20 protein-coding genes and 1 pseudogene are annotated in these 18,540 nt (G+C 67.2%); 7 read left to right on the top strand and 14 right to left on the bottom strand.

Annotation, left to right across the window (positions count from 1 at the left end; genetic code table 11):
* Nucleotides 1-25: 25 nt before the first annotated feature.
* On the top strand, nucleotides 26-697 hold the full coding sequence (locus AB4Y42_RS03795; RefSeq protein WP_368686014.1) for a phosphoribosyltransferase: 672 nt from the start codon (nucleotides 26-28) through the stop codon (nucleotides 695-697).
* 46 nt (nucleotides 698-743) lie between these two features.
* On the opposite strand, the gene AB4Y42_RS03790 is transcribed toward AB4Y42_RS03795, so the two are convergent.
* A complete protein-coding gene (locus AB4Y42_RS03790; RefSeq protein WP_342923936.1) occupies nucleotides 744-1,040 on the bottom strand; it encodes a YciI-like protein in 297 nt (98 codons plus the stop codon).
* A gap of 205 nt (nucleotides 1,041-1,245) precedes the next feature.
* On the opposite strand from AB4Y42_RS03790, the gene AB4Y42_RS03785 reads away from it, so the two are divergent.
* The 4 genes from AB4Y42_RS03785 to AB4Y42_RS03770 all read left to right on the top strand — a co-directional run bounded on the left by AB4Y42_RS03785 (nucleotide 1,246) and on the right by AB4Y42_RS03770 (nucleotide 3,056).
* Complete coding sequence (locus AB4Y42_RS03785; RefSeq protein ID WP_342923935.1) at nucleotides 1,246-1,566, top strand: PsiF family protein; 321 nt, start codon at nucleotides 1,246-1,248, stop codon at nucleotides 1,564-1,566.
* A gap of 33 nt (nucleotides 1,567-1,599) precedes the next feature.
* On the top strand, nucleotides 1,600-1,863 hold the full coding sequence (locus AB4Y42_RS03780; RefSeq protein ID WP_368693440.1) for a hypothetical protein: 264 nt from the start codon (nucleotides 1,600-1,602) through the stop codon (nucleotides 1,861-1,863).
* A 33-nt stretch (nucleotides 1,864-1,896) separates the two neighbouring features.
* Nucleotides 1,897-2,340, top strand: coding sequence for a hypothetical protein (locus tag AB4Y42_RS03775; protein WP_368693439.1), 444 nt, complete (start codon nucleotides 1,897-1,899; stop codon nucleotides 2,338-2,340).
* Between the two features lie 128 nt (nucleotides 2,341-2,468).
* Nucleotides 2,469-3,056, top strand: coding sequence for a YSC84-related protein (locus tag AB4Y42_RS03770; protein WP_368693438.1), 588 nt, complete (start codon nucleotides 2,469-2,471; stop codon nucleotides 3,054-3,056).
* A 23-nt stretch (nucleotides 3,057-3,079) separates the two neighbouring features.
* Here AB4Y42_RS03770 and AB4Y42_RS03765 read toward each other — a convergent pair whose 3' ends face one another.
* The 10 genes and pseudogenes from AB4Y42_RS03765 to mltG form a co-directional block, all read right to left on the bottom strand.
* The gene (locus tag AB4Y42_RS03765; protein ID WP_368686010.1) at nucleotides 3,080-4,147 is read right to left on the bottom strand and encodes a glycosyltransferase family 4 protein; all 1,068 of its coding nucleotides are present in this window, start codon (nucleotides 4,145-4,147) and stop codon (nucleotides 3,080-3,082) included.
* 189 nt (nucleotides 4,148-4,336) lie between these two features.
* A complete protein-coding gene (locus AB4Y42_RS03760; protein WP_368693437.1) occupies nucleotides 4,337-5,503 on the bottom strand; it encodes an AAA family ATPase in 1,167 nt (388 codons plus the stop codon).
* A 103-nt stretch (nucleotides 5,504-5,606) separates the two neighbouring features.
* A complete protein-coding gene (gene otsA / locus AB4Y42_RS03755) occupies nucleotides 5,607-7,013 on the bottom strand; it encodes an alpha,alpha-trehalose-phosphate synthase (UDP-forming) (RefSeq protein ID WP_368686008.1) in 1,407 nt (468 codons plus the stop codon).
* A 210-nt stretch (nucleotides 7,014-7,223) separates the two neighbouring features.
* Nucleotides 7,224-8,387 (bottom strand): annotated as a pseudogene (locus tag AB4Y42_RS03750) (mechanosensitive ion channel family protein); the annotation flags it as partial.
* A gap of 205 nt (nucleotides 8,388-8,592) precedes the next feature.
* Nucleotides 8,593-8,955: a Rap1a/Tai family immunity protein gene (locus tag AB4Y42_RS03745; protein WP_028207010.1), complete on the bottom strand. Its 363-nt coding sequence runs from the start codon at nucleotides 8,953-8,955 to the stop codon at nucleotides 8,593-8,595.
* Between the two features lie 85 nt (nucleotides 8,956-9,040).
* Entirely contained in the window at nucleotides 9,041-9,766 is a 726-nt protein-coding gene (locus tag AB4Y42_RS03740) for an ankyrin repeat domain-containing protein (protein ID WP_368686007.1), read from the bottom strand.
* Nucleotides 9,767-9,833: 67 nt separating this feature from the next.
* On the bottom strand, nucleotides 9,834-10,619 hold the full coding sequence (locus AB4Y42_RS03735; protein WP_368686006.1) for a TatD family hydrolase: 786 nt from the start codon (nucleotides 10,617-10,619) through the stop codon (nucleotides 9,834-9,836).
* A 51-nt stretch (nucleotides 10,620-10,670) separates the two neighbouring features.
* The gene (locus AB4Y42_RS03730; protein WP_368686005.1) at nucleotides 10,671-11,714 is read right to left on the bottom strand and encodes a DNA polymerase III subunit delta'; all 1,044 of its coding nucleotides are present in this window, start codon (nucleotides 11,712-11,714) and stop codon (nucleotides 10,671-10,673) included.
* A gap of 87 nt (nucleotides 11,715-11,801) precedes the next feature.
* Nucleotides 11,802-12,422 carry a dTMP kinase gene (gene tmk / locus AB4Y42_RS03725; protein ID WP_028207007.1) on the bottom strand — a complete coding sequence of 207 codons (621 nt, stop codon included), beginning with the start codon at nucleotides 12,420-12,422 and terminating at the stop codon, nucleotides 11,802-11,804.
* Nucleotides 12,423-13,433 carry an endolytic transglycosylase MltG gene (gene mltG, locus AB4Y42_RS03720; RefSeq protein WP_368686004.1) on the bottom strand — a complete coding sequence of 337 codons (1,011 nt, stop codon included), beginning with the start codon at nucleotides 13,431-13,433 and terminating at the stop codon, nucleotides 12,423-12,425.
* A gap of 77 nt (nucleotides 13,434-13,510) precedes the next feature.
* Here mltG and AB4Y42_RS03715 point away from each other — a divergent pair, with 77 nt between their 5' ends.
* Together AB4Y42_RS03715 and AB4Y42_RS03710 are read left to right on the top strand one after the other, a co-directional pair.
* Entirely contained in the window at nucleotides 13,511-14,530 is a 1,020-nt protein-coding gene (locus AB4Y42_RS03715; RefSeq protein ID WP_368686003.1) for a folate-binding protein YgfZ, read from the top strand.
* Nucleotides 14,531-14,621: 91 nt separating this feature from the next.
* Nucleotides 14,622-15,476: an NRDE family protein gene (locus AB4Y42_RS03710; RefSeq protein WP_368693436.1), complete on the top strand. Its 855-nt coding sequence runs from the start codon at nucleotides 14,622-14,624 to the stop codon at nucleotides 15,474-15,476.
* 7 nt (nucleotides 15,477-15,483) lie between these two features.
* Here AB4Y42_RS03710 and AB4Y42_RS03705 read toward each other — a convergent pair whose 3' ends face one another.
* From AB4Y42_RS03705 to AB4Y42_RS03695, 3 genes are all read right to left on the bottom strand, one after another.
* Nucleotides 15,484-16,446 carry an alpha/beta hydrolase gene (locus AB4Y42_RS03705; RefSeq protein WP_368693435.1) on the bottom strand — a complete coding sequence of 321 codons (963 nt, stop codon included), beginning with the start codon at nucleotides 16,444-16,446 and terminating at the stop codon, nucleotides 15,484-15,486.
* Between the two features lie 23 nt (nucleotides 16,447-16,469).
* Nucleotides 16,470-17,351: an SDR family oxidoreductase gene (locus AB4Y42_RS03700; RefSeq protein WP_368693434.1), complete on the bottom strand. Its 882-nt coding sequence runs from the start codon at nucleotides 17,349-17,351 to the stop codon at nucleotides 16,470-16,472.
* 88 nt (nucleotides 17,352-17,439) lie between these two features.
* Entirely contained in the window at nucleotides 17,440-18,438 is a 999-nt protein-coding gene (locus AB4Y42_RS03695) for an NADP-dependent oxidoreductase (protein ID WP_368685999.1), read from the bottom strand.
* Nucleotides 18,439-18,540 lie beyond the last annotated feature (102 nt).

The raw sequence follows: 18,540 nt of genomic DNA, 5'->3' as shown, positions 1-18,540 counted from the left end.
TGCAACGAGACGGGAGGACCTCTTCATGGAACGCCCCTTTACCGATCGCCGCGAGGCGGGCCGTTTGCTCGCCGGCCCGCTCACGGCCTATGCGGGCAGACGCGACGTCATCGTGCTCGCGCTCCCGCGCGGCGGCGTGCCGGTAGCCTACGAAGTCGCGAAGGCGCTGCAGGTGCCGCTCGATGTCCTGCCCGTGTGCAAGCTCGGCCTGCCCTGGCAGCCGGAACTCGCCATGGGCGCGCTGTCGTCGAACGGCGCGCAGTACGTGGACAGCGCGCTGGTGCGCAGCGCCGGCGTGAGCGAGGCCCAGTTGCAGAGCGCCATGGCGCTTGCACGCATCGAGCTTGGCCGGCGCGAGGCGCGCTATCGCGGCGAGCGTGCGCCGCTCGCGGTGGCGGGCCGCGTGGCGGTCATCGTCGACGACGGCATGGCCACGGGCGCGTCGCTCAAGGCAGCGGCGCTCGCGCTCGCCACGCTCGGCCCCGCACGCATCGTCGCGGCGCTGCCCGTCGCGCCCGCGGGCTCGCAGGACCGGCTCGGCGGGACCGTGGACGAATTCGTCTGTGCGCGCACGCCCGAGGCGTTCTACAGCGTCGGCCAGTTCTATCTGGACTTCGATCAGGTCAGCGACGACACCGTGCGCGAACTGCTGACTCAAGCGGCGGCTGACGACGCGAACGGCGAGGCACCGGTCTAGGGCGCGCCGGTCGTGCCGCCGCTGTCACAACGGCCGCCCTCGCGCCCTATCGCACCGGATTCGATGCCGCTTCGCCCACCACCGTTTGCCAGGGCCGCACGCGCCAATGCTTCACGAGCCCCGAGAGCACATACGGGTCGGCGCGCGCGAACGCCTCGGCCGCGGCCGGACTGTCGCCCTGGAATAGCAGCAGCGCGTTGTCGACGGGATCGGCTATCGCCCCCGCTAGCAGCAACTCGCCGCGTTCGACGGCGGCCCATGCCAGTTGCAGATGCGCGCTGCGGTGTTCGGGGCGGCGTTCGAGGTAGTCGTCTGCGAGTTCGTACATCAAGAGGTAATGCATGCGCGTTCTCCGTGTCGTTGCGGCCGCGCCGGACGGGGTCGACGGCCGATAGCGAACATTGTGCAGCAGCGCGCGCGTCAACCGAACACATCGCTGCGTCGTTTTAATGGCGGCTTTGCCATAATGGCGGCGCGCGCAAGGCGCACCAGCTATGCACGGCGGGCCGCACGTCAACTGAGAACGTCCAAAGTCAAGGGAGTGAACGATGAAGATGCAATCCGTCATTGCTGCAATCGTGCTGGGCGGCGTGCTGGCCGCGCCGGCGTTCGCACAGACCGCCGCACCCGCTTCCGCACCGGCGGCGAACAGCCAGCAGAACAAGATGAAGGCCTGCAACGCCCAGGCCGGCGACAAGAAAGGCGACGACCGCAAGGCATTCATGAAGCAGTGCCTTTCGGCTGCCGGCGCCCCCGCTCCGACCATGACCCAGCAAGAGCGCATGAAGGCGTGCAACACCCAGGCCGGCGACAAGAAGGGCGACGACCGCAAGGCATTCATGAAGACCTGCCTCTCGACGAAGAGCTGAGCGAAGCGGGTCCGGGCAGCCTCCCGCACCCTTTTGCAGCCGCAAGATCCGCGCGCCGCAGCCAACGCTGCGGCGCGTTTTTTTGTGCGCCGGTTTTGTGCGCTGCAGCGGTTTCTCGATCTGCGCGCGCCCGGGTCGTCGGTTGTGCGAATCATCGTCGACGCAGGCGAAATCGTGCCGGTTTGCGCGGATTTGCGTCATCGCCCGCATTCGGCCGCGCCGTTTTTCTCCTATGATGGCTGCAGCGGCGGCCCCTCCCCGCGCAATCACCCATTAGCCATCGGGCTGCCGCGTTGACGTTGATGCCGATGGCATCGAACGGAGGCGCAGATGGCATGGAGACACAAGAACCGCTGGTTTCGCCGCTGGCTCATGGTGATCACCTTCTGGCTCGTGCCGGTGATGATCGTCGTGGTGCGCGAGGTTCAGGACGAGATGGCGTATAACCGCGCGGATCTGCAGCGCGCGCTGACCTCCTGGACCTTCACCGACGCCGAGCGCGACGCCGGCGCCCCGCTGCGCTGCCACGGCACGCCCGAATCCGCGCGTGCGGCCGGCTGCCCCGCCGGGGTGCTCGCGGCGAACGCGCAGCGCCACCAGGAAGCGCGCGACGAATACGCCGTGCGGCGCACGACGCTCGCGGGCTACCTGTGGCACGCGTTCGTCGGTTACTGGGTCGTGCCCGCTGCGGTGCTGCTCGCGCTCGGCGTGCTGATCGGCGGCGTGAAGCGCGCCCTGCGGCGGCCCACGGCCAAGCCCGTGCCGGAGCGCTAGCGCGTTTCGTGCATGCCCCAGCGCACAGCGCTTGTGCTGCGCAGCCTCAAAGAGCGAGTCGGGACGTTCGGGTATAACGACGGGACGCCGTGACATCGCGGCGCCCGGCAACTAGAACGGAGAACAAGATGAATGCATCTCGCATGCTTTTGAAGGCTTCTGTCGCAATCGCCGTCGGCGTCGCGGCATTCTCGGGCTGCACCACCACCGGCAGCCAGGCACCCAGCGCCGCGACCAACGCGTCGCGCGCCGACTCGATCAACTCCGACGTCGACGCCACCCTGTCGCGCCTCTATCAGACCGTGCCGGGCTCGCGCGAGCTGGTCGGCAAGGCCCGCGGCATTCTCGTGTTTCCGCGCGTGATCCAGGCTGGCATCGGCGTCGGCGGCGAACACGGCGACGGCGCACTGCGCGTGGGCGGCAGCACGGTCGGCTTCTACAGCACGTCGTCGGCTTCGGTCGGCGCAACGCTCGGCGTGCAGTCGAAGTCCGTCATCTATCTCTTCATGACCGAAGACGCGCTGGCGAAATTCCGCAATTCGAGCGGCTGGTCGGCAGGCGGCGACGCATCGGTCGCGCTCGTGAAGGTCGGCGCGAACGGCTCGATCGACACCACCACGGCCACCAAGCCCGTGCAGGTCTTCGTGCTCACCAACAGCGGGCTGATCGGCGACCTCTCGCTCGGCGGCACGAAGATCACGAAACTCGACCTCTAGGCGCACCGCGAACGTCCGCGTGCTCAGCTCGCGGACGTATCGATCACCTTGAAGCGCGAGCGCTTGTTCGCGCGAATCACCGCCTCGTACGCCTGCACGTACTCCTGCGCCATGCGGTGCGAGGTGAAACGCTCTTCGAAGCGGCGCCGCACGCCGGCGCGCGGAACGCGCGCGATGCGATTGACCGCCGCCACGGCGCCGATTTCGTCCTCGACGATAAAGCCCGTCACGCCCTCTTCCACCACCTCCGGCACCGCGCCGCGATTGAACGCGATCACGGGCGTGCCGCACGCCATCGCCTCGATCATCACGAGGCCGAACGGCTCCGGCCAGTCGATCGGGAACAGCAGCGCATGGGCGCCGGAGAGGAATTCGGCCTTCTGGCCGTCGTTGATCTCGCCCACGTACTCGACGTGCGGCAGCGCAAGCAACGGCTTGATGTCGCGCTCGAAATACTCGCGGTCGGCTTCGTCGACCTTCGCGGCGATGCGGATGGGCAGCCCGCAGCGCCCGGCAATCCGTATCGCCGTGTCGACGCGTTTTTCCGGCGAAATGCGGCCGAGAAACGCCAGATAGCGCGGCTCGACGGGCTGCGGCGTGTAAAGCGTCTCGGGCAGGCCGTGGTAGACCGTACGCAGCCAGCGCGCCTGCGGCATCGGCTGGCGCTGTGCATTCGAGATCGAGATCACGGGCGCGGTGTTGAACGTATCGAAGACCGGCTGCTGCTCGGGCAGGTCGAGACGGCCGTGCAGCGTCGTCACGAACGGCGTTTCCTGGCGCTTGAACACCGAAAACGAGTAGTAGTCCATATGGAAATGCAACACGTCGAACTGGTCGGCCTGGCGGCGCACCATTTCCATCAGCAGCATGTGCGGTGCAATGCGGTCGCGGATGCCGGGGTCGAGCCGCAGCGCACGGGGCCACACGGGCTCGAGCTTCGCGCTCGTGAGCGAATCGCCGCTCGCGAACAGCGTGACGTCGTGCCCGAGTTCGACCAGCGCTTCGGTGATATACGACACGGCGCGCTCGGTGCCGCCATAGAGCTTCGGCGGGACCGATTCGGTCAGTGGGGCGATCTGCGCAATTCTCATCGTGTGTCTCCAGGAAACGGGGCCGCGTTGCCCGTTCTTGCGGTGCCGGTCATTCTAAGCCAGGTCCGGGCGGCCATCGGCGACGCAGCAGTTGTCCCATTATTCGGCAAGCCGGGCGCGCGCGCCGCCAGTCTTTCAATTTCTATACGGTGTTACATGCCGAAACAACCCTGCGTTTGCCCTACCGGCCTACCTGGCGGGCCATTTCCAGGCCGGCACGTCGAGCGTGTCGGGATCGGCGAACCCGGTTGCGCCGAGGCGCCGTTCGAGCACGACCGACTGGCTGCCGGCCTCGCGCTCCAGCGCCGCCACGAGCCGCACCGCGTGCGAGACGACGATGACCTGCGAGTGCCGCGACGCCCGTGCGATGAGCCGCGCGAGCGATGGCAGCAGGTCCGGATGCAGGCTCGTCTCGGGTTCGTCGAGCACCAGCAGGCCGGGCGGCCGCGGGCTCAGCAGCGCGGCCGCGAGCAGCAGGTAGCGCAAGGTGCCGTCCGACAGTTCCGCGCCGCGCAGCGGCCGCAATAGCCCTTCCTGGCGCAGCGCCACCTCGAAGCGTCCTTCGTGATTCACGATTTCGACGCGCGCGCCCGGAAAGGCGTCGCCGATGGCAGTATCGAGCGCCTCGCCGTCGCCGATCTCGCGGATCGTCTGCAGCGCGGCGGCGAGGTTCGCGCCGTCGTCGGCGAGCACCGGCGAATGCGTGCCGATCTGCACCTGGCGCGCGCTCGCGTGCTCGTCGGTGCGGAAGTGGTCGTAGAAACGCCACGAGCGAATCTGCTCGCGCACGGCGATCATTTCGGGCGCGCTGCGCGGGTCGGCGTACTCCGTCATCATGCTGTCGAAGCTCGCCACGGGCTGTGCGAGCGTCGTCCACTCGCCCGCGGCGTCGCGAATGCGGATCATCGGCCCCTGGCGGTCCACGAGCAACGCCGAGGGCCGCAGGATCGGCCCGCTCCAGATGCATTCGCGCTTGATCACCGGGTCGAGCGAAAACTGCGAAGTGGACGAAGGCAGCGGCAATCCCAGATCGATTGCATAGCCGAACGCGTCGCCCGCGAAGCCAAGGCGCAGGCTCACCGCATCCTTGCGCACCGTGCCTTGCACCGCGTGTTCCCCTGCGGCGACGGCGCGCGAGAAGCGCTCAGGGCCCGCCCACAGCGTGGATTGCAGGCCGCCCTCGCGCGCCAGCGACGGAATCACGCCGCCACGCGCCGTGAGCGCGAGCAGACGCAACGCGCGATAGAGATTGGACTTGCCACTGCCGTTCGGACCGGTCACGACGTTGAGCGCACCGAGCGGCACGATGAGCTCGCGCAGCGAGCGGTAGTTGGCGATGGCGAGCGTAGTCAGCATGGAAGTGCGCGGGGTGGCATGGCAGTCGCGTGGCGGGTGCCTCGATCAGCCACGCATCATACGCAATCGTGCCGGTGCGCGAACCGCCTGTGCCCCGTATCGGTCAGCGCGGCTGGGGCACCGCCGCGAGGTCGCGCAGGAAGGTGTCTCGCCACACGCCGAGATCGTTGCGTCTGAGCGCCTCCATGTTGGTCTGGTAGCGCGCCTGACGCTCGTCGAGCGGCATCGAGAGCGCGCGTTCCAGCGCTTCCGACATGCCGGTCGCATCGTGAGGATTCACGAGCAATGCGCCCGTGAGTTCGGCCGCCGCGCCCGCGAAGATCGACAGCACGAGCACGCCCGGATCGTTGGGATTCTGCGCGGCCACATACTCCTTGGCGACGAGATTCATGCCGTCGTGCAGCGGCGTCACATAGCCGATCTGCGACTCGCGAAACAGCGACATCAGTTTCCAGCGGTCGTACTGTTGGCTCAGATAACGGATCGGCGTGTAATCGAGCCCCGAGTAGCGGCCGTTGATGCGCCCGGCTTCGCGCTCCAGCTCCTCGCGTATGACCTTGTAGCTCGCGACATCCGAGCGTGTCGGCGGCGCGATCTGCACGAGCGTGACCTTGCCGCGCCATTCGGGCGACGTTTCCAGCAACTGCTCGAACGCATGGAAACGCTCGACGAGACCCTTCGAATAGTCGAGCCGGTCCACGCTCATGATGAGCTTGCGCCCTTCCAGACTTTGCTTGAGGTCGAGCACGTGCTGGCGGCTTTCGTAGCGCGCGGCCTGCTCGGCGATCTCGTCCGGAAACACGCCGATGCGGTAGACCCCCGTGCGAAGCTTGCGGCCATACGCCTCGACTTCGCCATGCTCCGGATTCTCTGCGCGCTCGCGAACCTTGCCGCGCGCCTCGCGCGCGATGTAGTCGTGAAACGCCTGCTGGTCGTTCTGCGTCTGAAAGCCCAGCAGGTCGTAACAGCACAGCGACCTGACGAGTTCGTCGTGCGGCGGAATGGTCTGCAGCACCTGCGGCGAAGGAAACGGAATATGCAGGAAGAAGCCGATGCGGTTGCGCACGCCTTCCGAGCGCAGCGCCTCGGCGAACGGAATCAGGTGGTAGTCGTGGACCCAGATGTTGTCGTCCGGGTGGATCAGCTTCATGAGCTTGTGCGCGAGCCACGCGTTCACGCGGCGATAGCCCGCGTATTCGTCGCGCTCGTAGCGCGCGAGGTCGTTGCGGTAGTGGAAGACCGGCCAGAGCGTAGCGTTCGAGAATCCGCGGTAGTACTGATCGTAGTCCTTGCGCGTGAGGCCGACGGTCGCAAAGGTGACGTGGCCTTCTTCGACGAGCGTCGGCCCCGCGTTCGCCACCGTCTCGCTCACCACGTCGCCGCTCCAGCCGAACCACACGCCGCCCGCGTCCTTCAGCGCACCGAATACGCCGACCGCGAGGCCGCCTGCCGAGCCCTTGGTCTCCGTCGGCGTCGCCACGCGGTTCGAGACGACTATCAGTCTGCCCATCTTGCTGTTCCTCCTCCTTTCTCTTTCGACCGCTAGCAGCGGTTATCAACCATTGTCGCGGCGGCTTTCAGTCTCAGGCTCGCGGGCGCCGGTGGCTCCCGCTGTCTCCGCTCCTTTCGCCGCTTCGACCGCTTTGGCGTCCGTCGCCGCGTCCGGGCGCGCCGGGCGGTGCGTCTCCAGCTCCTCGCCGTGCCCCGGCACGCGCGTGCCCGTCACGGGATCCGCCTCAGTATGGGCCGCCGTGCTCGCCGCCGCCTGCGGCGCCGGGCGGCGCACGAAGGACGGCAGTTCCCCGGTGCTGCTTTCGAGCTCCGCCGACACCTCGGCGCGCGCGCGGGGCAGGAACTGCGGATAGTGCTCGTTGACGAAATCGAGCAGTCCTTCGCGCACGCGGCAGCGCAAATCGAAGTTCAGGCCGGAGTCGCGCGAACTCACCAGCACGCGCACCTGCATCGCGCGCTCGTTGGCGTCGGTGACCTGTAAAACCTGCACGCGGCGGTCCCATTCGGGCGCACCGTCGACGATGCGCGCGAGCGCCTCGCGCAGCGGCGCGAGCGGCATGCGGTAGTCGAGCCACAGGAACACCGTGCCGATGATCTGCGAGCTGCTGCGCGTCCAGTTCGCGAACGGATTCTCGATGAACCACTGCAGCGGCACGATGAGCCGCCGCTGGTCCCAGATCCGCACCGAAACATAGGTGCCGGTAATTTCCTCGATGCGCCCCCACTCGCCCTGGATCACGACCACGTCGTCGAGCCGGATCGGCTGCGAGAGCGCGATCTGCAAACCGGCAATCAGATTCCCTAGCACGGGGCGTGCCGCGATACCGGCAACGAGACCGGCAACCCCGGCCGATGCCAGCAGGCTCGCGCCGATCTGCCTCACGTTGGGGAAGGTCATGAGCGCCGCGCCCACGCCCACGATGATGATGAGCACCATCACCGTGCGCGCGAGCACGCGGGCCTGGGTGTGGATGCGGCGGGCCTGCAGGTTGTCGGCGATGTCGAGCGGATGGGCAGCGATGATGGCTTCGCCGATCGCCGCCGCGCAGCGCACCGAAAGCCAGGTGATCGCCGCGATCAGCGCGAACGCGCACAGCTCGCGCAGACCGCTGATATGCCGGAGTGAATCAGGCGCCTGCCACCAGACGAATTCGATCGCGAGGATCGCGAGCACGGCGAGCGCCGGTTTGCGGATATAACGCAGGAACACGCTGACCCGCGGATACGGGCGCGCGACGCGCAGCAAGACGCGTCCGCCGACCCAGTGCAGGCCGAACGCGAAAACGAGCGCGAGCGCGCTCACGAGCAACGTGCCGAGCCAGTCCTGCAACGGCGCGTCGGTGAAACGGGAGAGATCGTCGAGTGTCGGCATCTGCGGCCAGTTCCTCCTGAGCATCCTGAGCAAAGGGCGACTCTTGGAAACGGCACGGGCGCAGGCCCGCGGACGGCCACGGCGAGGATGACAGCTGGCCTCGCTGCGGCCTCGATGATGATCGGCGCGGCGGTGATCGGTGCCGCGCCGTGTTTGTAGCTATGTCTACCTACCCACTACGGGTTACGACTCGAACCTGCCGGCTTCAACTGCCGTTGCCGGTCTTGCAGGGAAACGCCTTGCCGAGCCCGAGCGAAATGGCGGTACTGGCGTTGTAGCCGGCCACGTTCGGGTTGTCGGCGATGTACTTGCGCACCGCGTCGGTGAGTTGCGCCGAGCGCGCATCGGGCGGCAGGCAGAAGTATTGACCCACGCGCGGCCCGGTAGTGCCGCCGATGGCGTCGATGGTGTTGAAGATGCCGTCCGCGGCACCTTCGATATAGGCAGCGCACGCGCTGCGCGAAGCCACATCGGTCTTCGTGCAGAGCCGGTTGAGGTCGCTTGCCGTGAATGCGAAAGCGGAGAGCGGCAACGCCATCGCGCCCGCACAGATCAGAACCCGCAGCATGGTTCTCCTTGAGTTGTCGTGGGGAGCGGCGCATCGAGCGCCGCCGGGCGGCCGCGTTGGTCCAGTGCGGCCGTCTTTATCCCCATTATTTTGCACTGTTTTGCGGCGCTGCCGGGCTCGCCGTGGAGAGGCCAGCCTGGGTCATGCGCGCCGTGAGGTCCTTGATCGCGTCCGGCGCCTTGTACTGGCGCGCGAAATCGAGCGCCGTCATGCCGATCTGGTTCTTCGCGCCAAGCGTCGCGCCGTGCTCGAGCAGCATCTGGAGCGTCGTGAGATGGTCGCCGCGCGCGGCCATCATGAGCGGCGTCGTGCCGTTCGGCGACAGCGCGTTGACGTCGGCCGAATAGCCGATCAGCAGCTTCGCGACATCGTCGTTGCCGTTCGCGGCGGCGTAGTGCAGCGGCGTCCAGCCCTTCTTGTTGACCTCGGCGCCCTTGGTGATGAGCAGCTTCACGAAGTCCACGTCGCCGTTGAGCGAGGCGAGCATCAGTGCGTTTTCGCCTGCGCGGTCTTCGGCGGCGATGTTCGTCTTCGGGTTGTCGAGCAACAGCGCCCCGACCTTGTCGGACTTCTCGCGCGCGGCCAGCACGAGGAGCGGCATGCCCTGGTCGTCGGTGGCGTTCGGGTCCATGCCTTGAGCGAGCGCCTTTTGCACGCCCTTGTCGTCGTCGAACTTGACGCTCTTGATGAGCGAGTCGATCGGAGCGGCATGCGCCGCGGCGCCGAACAGCGTGGCGGCGACGCCGAGCACGAGCGCTGCGGCGGTACGGCGAACAGGGTTGGCGGCGTGCGAAAGCGGTTTCGAGTTCATGTCAAGCCTTAACGTTATCTGCTATCTCGTTGATATTTAACACCATTGACAGCATGCGGTTCGCGATTCAGGCCTGCGGCTGGATCTTGAAGAGCCGGAAAAAATTCTGCGTGGTGACAGCGCCAAGTTCGGCGTCCGGCAATCCGCGTTGCTGCGCAATGAATCTTCCGACATGGCTCACGTACGCAGGTTCATTGGGTTTGCCACGAAATGGCACGGGCGCGAGGTATGGCGAATCGGTTTCGATCAAAAGGCGCTCGATCGGCACGCGGCGCGACACTTCCTGCACGTCGGTCGCACTCTTGAACGTCACGATGCCCGAAAGCGAGATGTAAAAATTCTGCGCGAGCGCGCGCTCGGCAATCGCCCACGGCTCCGTGAAGCAATGCATCACGCCGCCCGGTTCGCCCGCGCGCTCTTCTTCCATGATGCGCAGGGTGTCGTCCGAAGCGGCTCGCGTATGGACGATGAGCGGCTTGCCCGTGGCGTGCGCCGCGCGAATGTGCGTGCGAAAGCGCTCGCGCTGCCATTCCATGTCGGCGATCGTGCGCTCGCCCAGGCGAAAGTAATCGAGCCCCGTTTCGCCGATCGCCACCACTTTCGGGTGCCCGGCCAGCTCGACCAGCTCGGCCACCGTCGGCTCGCGCATGTGCTCGTGATCGGGATGCACACCGACCGACGCGTAGACGTTCTCGTAACGGCTCGCGATGTCGAGCACCGAAGGCAGCGTCTCGAGGTCCACCGACACGCACAGCGCGTGCGTGACGGCGTTCGCGCGCATGTTCTCGAGCACCTGCGGGAGGCGGTCGCCGAGGCCCTCAAAGTTGATGTGGCAATGTGAATCGACAAACATGGGTGATCCTGCGATGGAAGATTCGGGCCTGATCGGGTACGTCAGCGCCCGTCAGGCGAACAGTTCACGATAGCCGAGAAAGAGTTCTTCGAACACGAGGCGCGCATTCAGCGGATGGTTTTCCACGGCGCGCTGACGCGTGACCGTCTTCAGGTAGCGCGCCAGCGCCGCGGCGTCGAGCTTCGCGGCGCAGCGCGCGAGGCCGCCGGCGGCCTGCGGAAAGTAGCGCGGGCGGCCCGCCGTACGTTCGGCGAGCAGATCGTAGACCCAGCGCTGCAGCCAGCCGAGCACGAGCGGCACCGGCAGCTTCTGCAGCGTCTCGCCGCACGCAAAGGCGTCGCAGGCGGGGCCTGCCGCGAGCTGGGTCAGAGTCCAGTCGCGCAGCGTGCGGTTTTCGTCGTGCGCGAGCGCGAGCGCCGCGAGGGGCGCGCCGCCGGCTTCGGCGAGCAGCGCCGGCGCGTCGGCCACGCCCTGCTGCGCAAGCCAGGCCGCGGCGGCTGCGGGCGCGGGCGTGCCCATGGGCCACTGGCGGCAACGGCTGATGATGGTCGGCAGCAGGCGGTCGATGCGCGCCGACACCACGAGGAACACCATGCCCGCGGGCGGCTCTTCGAGCGTCTTGAGCAGCGCGTTCGCGGCGGCGACGTTGAGCGCCTCGGCCGGATACAGCACGACCACGCGCAGGCCGCCGCGATGCGAGCCCACGCCCGTGAAGTCGAGCAGCGCCCGCACCTGCTCGATGCGGATTTCCTTGCTCGGCGCGCGGCCCTTCTTGCCCTCTTCGCCGTCGGCCTTGTCAGCCTTGTCGGCTTTGGCGTCATCGTCGCCCGCCGGGCCGATTTCGCCCGCCAATGCCTCGGGCACGACGATGCGGTAGTCCGGATGATTGCCCTGGACGAACCAGTTGCAGGCCGCACAGGCGCCGCACGGCTCGCCATTGGCCTGCGGCGCTTCGCAGAGCAGCCCCTTCGCCAGATGCTGCGCGAACTGGAGCTTGCCGATGCCCGCCTGGCCATGCAGCAGGAGCGCATGCGGCCAGTGGCTGCGCAGTTGCTGCAGGCGTTGCCAGTCGTCGGTTTGCCAGGGATAGATCATCTTCGGAATCAATCGGTTAGGCGATCTTTAGTAGAATTCACAAGAAGATCGCACAGCCCTATAAGAGCGCCAAATATCGCCTTGAAATCAAAGCGCTGCGATCACATGCTCGAGTTTTTTGCGAATCGCGTCGATGCCTTGCGACGAATCGACGATCGCAAAACGATACGGCGCCTCTTCCGCGCGGCGCAGGTACTCGGTGCGTGTGCGCTTGAAGAACGCGTCGGATTCGCTTTCGAAGCGATCGGGTTCGCGCGCCGCCCCGCGCCGCTCGCTCGCCGTGTCGGGCGGCAGGTCGAACAGCACCGTGAGGTCCGGCTGGAACCCGCCCTGCACCCAGCGCTCCAGCGTTTCGAGCTTGTCGCGCGGCAGCCCGCGGCCGCCGCCCTGGTAGGCGAAGGTGGCGTCGCTGAAACGGTCGGACAGCACCCAGTCGCCGCGCGCGAGCGCGGGCTCGATCACCTTGGCGAGGTGCTCGCGGCGCGCCGCGAACATCAGGAGCGCCTCGGTTTCGAGGTCCATCGGCTGATGCAGCACGAGTTCCCGGATCGACTCGCCCAGCGGCGTGCCGCCGGGTTCGCGCGTCATGACGACCGTACGGCCCGTCGGCGCGAGTTTCTGGGCGAGCTGATCGCAAAACCATGCGAGATGCGTGGTCTTGCCCGCGCCGTCGATGCCCTCGAACGTGATGAATCGGCCCCGCGCCATTTAATTTCCCCGGATGTATTTGTCGACGGCCTTGTTGTGGTCGACAAGATTGTCAGAAAAGACGCTGCTGCCGTCGCCGCGCGCCACGAAGTACAGCGCAGCCGTCGATGCCGGATTGAGCGCCGCCTGGATCGCCGCGACGCCGGGCAGCGCAATGGGCGTTGGCGGCAACCCGAGGCGCAGGTAGGTATTGTAAAGAGTGTCCGACTGCAGATCGCGCTTGCGCAGATGCCCCGCGTAGGTGTCGCCCAGACCGTAGATCACGGCCGGATCGGTCTGCAGCGGCATGCCCACTTTCAGGCGGTTCGAGAACACGGCCGCCACGAGCGCGCGGTCGGCGGCGCGGCCCGTCTCCTTTTCGACGAGCGACGCGAGCGTCAACGCCTCGTAGGGCGACTTCAGCGGCAAGCCGGGCGCACGCGCGCTCCAGGCTTCGTTCAGACGCGTCTGCATCAGGTGGTACGCACGGCGATAGACGTCGAGATCGCTCGAGCCCTTGTCGAACAGATAGGTGTCGGGGAAAAACAACCCTTCGCCGCTGCCGTTCGGCGCGGGCGGTGCGCCGATCGCGGCGAGCAGCTCGGCGTCGCTCATGCCGGCCGTGTCGTGGCGCAGCGCGGGGTTCGCGTCGAGTTCGGCGCGCATGTGCTTGAAGGTCCAGCCTTCGATGATGGTGGCGACGGACTCGTTCACGTCGCCGAGCGCCATCTTTTGCAGCACCTCATAGGGCGTGATGCCCGCCTTGAATTCGTAATTGCCCGATTTGAGCTGGCTCTGCAAGCCGAGCACGCGCGTCATGAGCACGAAGAGTTGCGTCTGCACGGGCACGCCGCCGCGCCGCAATTGCAGCGTGACGCTGCGCACGGTGCTGTGCGGCTTGATGGTGACGTCGAGCTGTGGGGCGGCCAGTTCGAGCGGCGTGGTGGCCCAGCGCCATACGCCGCCTGCCGCGGCGGCGCCAATCACGACTAACGCGGCGCCGGCAACAAGGCATTTCTTCAGAAGGGACATGGAAACACGACTCAGGGGGACCTCATATAATAACTGCTTGCCCTCGCTAAAGTCAGGATTGACTGTTCCCCGAATCCATGAATTCACCGCTCGATCCCGCTTCCACGCTTGCCGTTCCTGAATCCACGGCCGACTTCGACGCCGTTCTGAAAGGCGGCGCCTACGCGATCCTGCCGCAGTTCGGCGTGATCGACGCCAATGGCGACGACGCCGCGACCTTCCTGCACAGCCAGCTCACCAACGACGTCCAGCATCTCGACGTGGCCGGCGCGCGCCTCGCAGGCTACTGCTCGCCCAAGGGCCGTCTGCTCGCCTCGTTCCTGACCTGGAAGACCGGCGACACGATCCGTCTCCTGATCTCGAAGGACGTGCAGGCGCCGGTGCAAAAACGCCTGTCGATGTTCGTGCTGCGTGCCAAGGCCAGGCTCACCGACGACAGCGACAAGCTGCTCGTGGTGGGGCTCGCTGGTGACGTGCGTGGGGCGCTCGCGAGCGTGTTCGACGCGCTGCCCGACGGCGTGCACGTGAAGGTCGACGACCCCGCAGGCACGCTGATTCGCGTGCCCGACGCGGCCGGCGTGCTGCGTTATCTGTGGGTCGGCCCGAAGGAAGCGGTGCAGGAGCGCCTCACGAAGCTCGACGGTACGCTTAAGCGCGTGTCGCCGGCGGTGTGGGACTGGCTCGACATTCGTGCGGGCGAGCCGCGCATCACGCAGGCCGTGAGCGAACAGTTCGTGCCGCAGATGGTCAACTACGACGTGCTGGGCGGCGTGAACTTCCGCAAGGGCTGCTACCCTGGCCAGGAAATCGTCGCGCGCAGCCAGTATCGCGGCACGATCAAGCGCCGCACCGCGCTCGCCAATGTAGCCGCGAGTCTGGATGCCGCGCATGCGGGCGCCGAGCTTTTTCATTCGGACGACCCGAGCCAGCCGTGCGGCATGGTCGTGAACGCCGCGGCCGCGCCCGAGGGCGGTGTCGATCTGCTCGCCGAGATCAAGCTGGCCGCGCTCGAAACGGGCAGCGTGCATCTCGGCGCCGCCGACGGCCCCGCGCTGCGCGTGCTGCCGCTGCCGTACGCGTTGCCGGCCGAAATTTGACGCTGCGCACCGCGTCCATCGCACGTGAGGCGCCCGGCGCCTCGCGTTGCGTGGGCGCGGCCCCCGACCCGACCCTGCAAGGGCCAGTTCCATGTGCCTGATCGTGTTCGACTGGCGTCCACGCGCGAGCGCCGGCACACTTTTCACGCTCGCGGCCAACCGCGACGAGTTCCTGCGCCGCACCGCCGACCCGCTGCACTGGTGGAACGCCTCGGACGACGTCACGTCGCCGGGCAGTTCGGCCACGGGCGTGCTGGCGGGCCGCGATCTCGTCGGCGGCGGCACGTGGCTTGGCATGGCGCGCAGTGGCCGCTTCGCCGCGCTCACGAACTATCGCGCGCCGAACGACATGCGCCCCGACGCGCCCACGCGCGGCACGCTCGTCTCGCGCTGGCTCACCGGCGCGCAAGGTCTGCCCGATACACCGCTCGGCTATCTCGACGAGATCGCGCGCTCGGGCGATCTCTATAACGGCTTCAACCTGATCGTCGGCGACTGGACGCGGCGCGAACTGGCGTGGTACTGCAATCGCGCAGACCGTGCGCCGGCCTTGCTGCCCGAAGGCACACACGGCATTTCCAATGCCGTGCTCGACACGCCGTGGCCCAAGCTCGTGCGCAAGCGCGCGGAACTCGCGCAGCTCGCGACGGGTGACGCGCAAATCCCCCTCGCGCGGCTCGTGGACATGATGCGCGACCCGCAGGTCGCGCCCGACCGCGACTTGCCCGCCACCGGCATTTCGCTGGAACGCGAACGCGCGCTTTCTGCGGCATTCATCGAAACGCCCGACTACGGGACGCGCGGCACCACGGCGCTGCGCGTCACGCTGCGCGGCACCCTGCTGGATGTGGAAGCGCTGGAGCGCAGCGACGACGACGGCGCGCATCGCGTCGTCCGCCCGGGCGCCTTCGAGCGCCACGAGACCTACACCGTCGAACGAGGCTGAGCGCGTTTCAGTCGCCCGTGCGGAACGCCACGCGCAGCGCATGGGCGGCCTGCTGCTGCGCGCGCCTCGCCTCGTCGATGAATGCGCCCATCTTGATGAACTCGTGAATCATGCCGTCGTAACGCACGAGCGTGACGTCGTTGCCGGCTTCGCGCAGCTTTTGCGCGTAGGCCTCGCCTTCGTCCACGAGCGGATCGAATTCGGCAACGCCGATCCACGCGGGCGCGACGCCGCGAAAATCCGGCTCGCCGCGCGTGCCGTCGAGCGGCGCGAAGCGCCAGTCGTCGCGGTCCGAGTCATGGCGCACGTAGTGATCGAAGAACCACTGGATCGTCGGCGCGGTCAGCAAATGGCCATCGGCAAGCCGCTGGTGCGATTCGCTCTGCTGATGTGCGCTCACCGCCGGATAGAACAGCAGCTGCAGCACCGGCGCGATACCCGCGTCGCGCGCCAGCACCGCGCAGACCGTGGCGAGCGTGCCGCCCGCACTGTCGCCGCCCACTGCGAAGCGCGAGGCGTCGAGCGCGTGTTCGGCCGCGTGCGCGTGGAGCCACGCATAGGCGTCGAAGGCGTCATGCACCGCGGTCGGGAAGCGATGTTCGGGCGCGAGCCGGTAATCCACGGAAAACACGGCGCAGCGCGCGTCGCGGGCGAACATGCGGCACAGCGCATCGTGCGTGTCGACGCTGCCGATCGTGAAGCCGCCGCCGTGATAGTAGACCAGCACGGGCAGCGGTTCCGCCCAGTGCGGCTCGACCGGCAGATAAAGGCGCGCGCGGATCGTCGCGCCGTCATGCATCGGCACCTGCAGGTCTTCCACGCCATGCATCGGCGCAGACGGGATTTCGAGCACCGACGCACTCTTTTCGTATTCGGCGCGCGCCGCCTGCGCCGTCTGCTCGTGGTAGGGCGCGCGGCCCGTGCGGGCCACCATGTCGAGCACGAGTGCGATCTTCGCGGTGAGTGGCATGGCACGGACCCCGTGCGCCGCGTTTATTGCGGCGCTTTCTTGACTTCAGGTTTGAGCGAGAACGGATCGGTCGGGTTGCGCAATGTTTCGATATCCTCATGACGCAGCTTCACCGAAGGAAGAATCTGCGGATGCGTGAGGATATAGAAGCGCCCTTCCCGCACAGCGTCGAACGTTGCCTTCGCGACGTCGTCGGGCGTGAGCTTGCCGGAACGCACCGCGCGCTGCAACTGCAGATCGGCGGCTTGCTGCGAGCGTGTGGGCGGCACTTCATTGCGCAGATCGTCGGGGCGGCTGCGCTCGGCGTTGGCAATGCCGGTCGACACGAACGCCGGGCAGAGCAGCGAGCAGCTCACCTTGTCGGTCACGTTCTTCAGGTCGTGATAGAGCGTTTCGGTGAGCGAGACCACGGCATGCTTGGACGCGTTGTACACGCCCATGGCGGGCGGCGAAAGCAGCCCCGCCACCGAAGCCGTGTTGACGATATGCGCGCGCTCGCCCTGGGCGAGCATGGCTGGCGTGAAGCTGCGCACGCCATTGGCCACGCCCATCACGTTCACGCCGAACACCCAGTCCCAGTCCTTCGCGCTGCTTTCCCACACGAAGCCGCCGGTGCCGACGCCCGCGTTGTTGAACAGCAGATGAACCTTGCCATAGGTGTCGAGCGCGGCCTTCGCGAGGGCGTCGACCTGCGCGGCATCGCGCACGTCGGTGCGCACGCCGATGGCCTGTGCGCCGCCTTCGCGCAATGCGTTGACGGTTTCGTCGAGCAGCGCCTGATCGACATCGGCGAGCACGAGCTTCATGCCGAGCGCGGCGGCCTGCTGCGCGAACGCGCGGCCAAAGCCGCTTGCCGCGCCCGTGATGACGGCCACGCGGCCGTCGAACTCAAACGGTTCGGTCATTGTGAATCCTGCGGTGAAGGTTGCGGTGAATGCTGCGCACGGAAAAGCGAAGCGCCCTTTCCGGGCGCTTGCATTCACATTCAGATAGTTAGATCAGCTTGACGAGCTGCTTGCCGAAGTTCTGGCCTTTGAGCATGCCGAGGAACGCACTGGGCGCGTTCTCGAGCCCGTCGGCCACGGTCTCGCGATACGCGAGCTGCTGCTTCGCGACCAGCGTGCCCAGTTCAGCGAGCGCCTGCGGCCACACTTCCATGTGCTCGCTCACGATGAAGCCCTGCACCAGCAGGCGCTGCGTGAGCAGCAGTTGCGGATACTTGAGCGGCATCGGCTCGCCGTCGTAGCCGGCGATCATCCCGCACAGCGCGATGCGGCCGAACGCGTTCATGCGCGCGAGCGTAGCGTCGAGCACCGCGCCGCCGACGTTCTCGAAGTAGCCGTCCACGCCGTCCGGCGTCGCGGCCTTGAGGTCCTGATAGAGATTGCCGGCCTTGTAATCGACGCATGCGTCGAAGCCGAGCGTCTCCACGACATAGCGGCATTTGTCCGCGCCGCCTGCGATACCCACCGCGCGGCAACCTGCGCGCTTCGCAAGCTGGCCGACCACGCTGCCCACCGCGCCGCTCGCCGCGCTCACGACGACGGTTTGCCCCGCCTTCGGCTCGATGATGCGATTCAGGCCGTACCACGCGGTGACGCCAGGCATGCCCACCGGCCCGAGGTACGCGGAAAGCGGCACATGCGTCGTATCGACGACATGCAGGTCGCTGCCGTTCGAGGTGCCGAACTCCTGCCAGCCGAACATGCCCACCACTTTATCGCCGACCTTGAACTTCGGGTTGCGCGACTCGACCACCTCGCCCACCGTGCCGCCGATCATCACCGAGTCGAGCGGCTGCGGCGCCGCGTACGACTTGCTGTCGTTCATGCGCCCGCGCATGTACGGATCGAGCGAGAGATAGTGGTTGCGCACGCGCAGCTGACCCTCTTCGAGCGGTGCGAGCGGCGTTTTGACGAGGCGGAAGTTATCGACGCTCGCGGCGCCTTCCGGGCGCGAAGCGAGCAGGATCTGGCGATTGGTCTGGGTCATGGCGTCCGTGTTGCTTCGTTGGGCGCGGCGAGGCGTTGCACGCCTGCCGCGCGAGAGAACAGCAACCGGGTGCGCACGAGCAAAGCCCTCGCACGCGCCCGA

The sequence above is a fragment of the Paraburkholderia sp. EG286B genome (assembly GCF_040965655.1).
GTDB lineage: Bacteria > Pseudomonadota > Gammaproteobacteria > Burkholderiales > Burkholderiaceae > Paraburkholderia.
Note: the sequence above shows the minus strand (reverse complement) of the source record. Positions and strands in the feature narration are given on the sequence as shown.

Bases quoted from the DNA above. Each gene is read 5' to 3' on its own strand.
- AB4Y42_RS03795 (WP_368686014.1), top strand. From the start codon at position 26: ATGGAACGCCCCTTTACCGATCGCCGCGAGGCGGGCCGTTTGCTCGCC.
- AB4Y42_RS03790 (WP_342923936.1), bottom strand. From the start codon at position 1,040: ATGCATTACCTCTTGATGTACGAACTCGCAGACGACTACCTCGAACGC.
- AB4Y42_RS03785 (WP_342923935.1), top strand. From the start codon at position 1,246: ATGAAGATGCAATCCGTCATTGCTGCAATCGTGCTGGGCGGCGTGCTG.
- AB4Y42_RS03775 (WP_368693439.1), top strand. From the start codon at position 1,897: ATGGCATGGAGACACAAGAACCGCTGGTTTCGCCGCTGGCTCATGGTG.
- AB4Y42_RS03770 (WP_368693438.1), top strand. From the start codon at position 2,469: ATGAATGCATCTCGCATGCTTTTGAAGGCTTCTGTCGCAATCGCCGTC.
- AB4Y42_RS03765 (WP_368686010.1), bottom strand. From the start codon at position 4,147: ATGAGAATTGCGCAGATCGCCCCACTGACCGAATCGGTCCCGCCGAAG.
- AB4Y42_RS03760 (WP_368693437.1), bottom strand. From the start codon at position 5,503: ATGCTGACTACGCTCGCCATCGCCAACTACCGCTCGCTGCGCGAGCTC.
- otsA (WP_368686008.1), bottom strand. From the start codon at position 7,013: ATGGGCAGACTGATAGTCGTCTCGAACCGCGTGGCGACGCCGACGGAG.
- AB4Y42_RS03745 (WP_028207010.1), bottom strand. From the start codon at position 8,955: ATGCTGCGGGTTCTGATCTGTGCGGGCGCGATGGCGTTGCCGCTCTCC.
- AB4Y42_RS03740 (WP_368686007.1), bottom strand. From the start codon at position 9,766: ATGAACTCGAAACCGCTTTCGCACGCCGCCAACCCTGTTCGCCGTACC.
- AB4Y42_RS03735 (WP_368686006.1), bottom strand. From the start codon at position 10,619: ATGTTTGTCGATTCACATTGCCACATCAACTTTGAGGGCCTCGGCGAC.
- AB4Y42_RS03730 (WP_368686005.1), bottom strand. From the start codon at position 11,714: ATGATCTATCCCTGGCAAACCGACGACTGGCAACGCCTGCAGCAACTG.
- tmk (WP_028207007.1), bottom strand. From the start codon at position 12,422: ATGGCGCGGGGCCGATTCATCACGTTCGAGGGCATCGACGGCGCGGGC.
- mltG (WP_368686004.1), bottom strand. From the start codon at position 13,433: ATGTCCCTTCTGAAGAAATGCCTTGTTGCCGGCGCCGCGTTAGTCGTG.
- AB4Y42_RS03715 (WP_368686003.1), top strand. From the start codon at position 13,511: ATGAATTCACCGCTCGATCCCGCTTCCACGCTTGCCGTTCCTGAATCC.
- AB4Y42_RS03710 (WP_368693436.1), top strand. From the start codon at position 14,622: ATGTGCCTGATCGTGTTCGACTGGCGTCCACGCGCGAGCGCCGGCACA.
- AB4Y42_RS03705 (WP_368693435.1), bottom strand. From the start codon at position 16,446: ATGCCACTCACCGCGAAGATCGCACTCGTGCTCGACATGGTGGCCCGC.
- AB4Y42_RS03700 (WP_368693434.1), bottom strand. From the start codon at position 17,351: ATGACCGAACCGTTTGAGTTCGACGGCCGCGTGGCCGTCATCACGGGC.
- AB4Y42_RS03695 (WP_368685999.1), bottom strand. From the start codon at position 18,438: ATGACCCAGACCAATCGCCAGATCCTGCTCGCTTCGCGCCCGGAAGGC.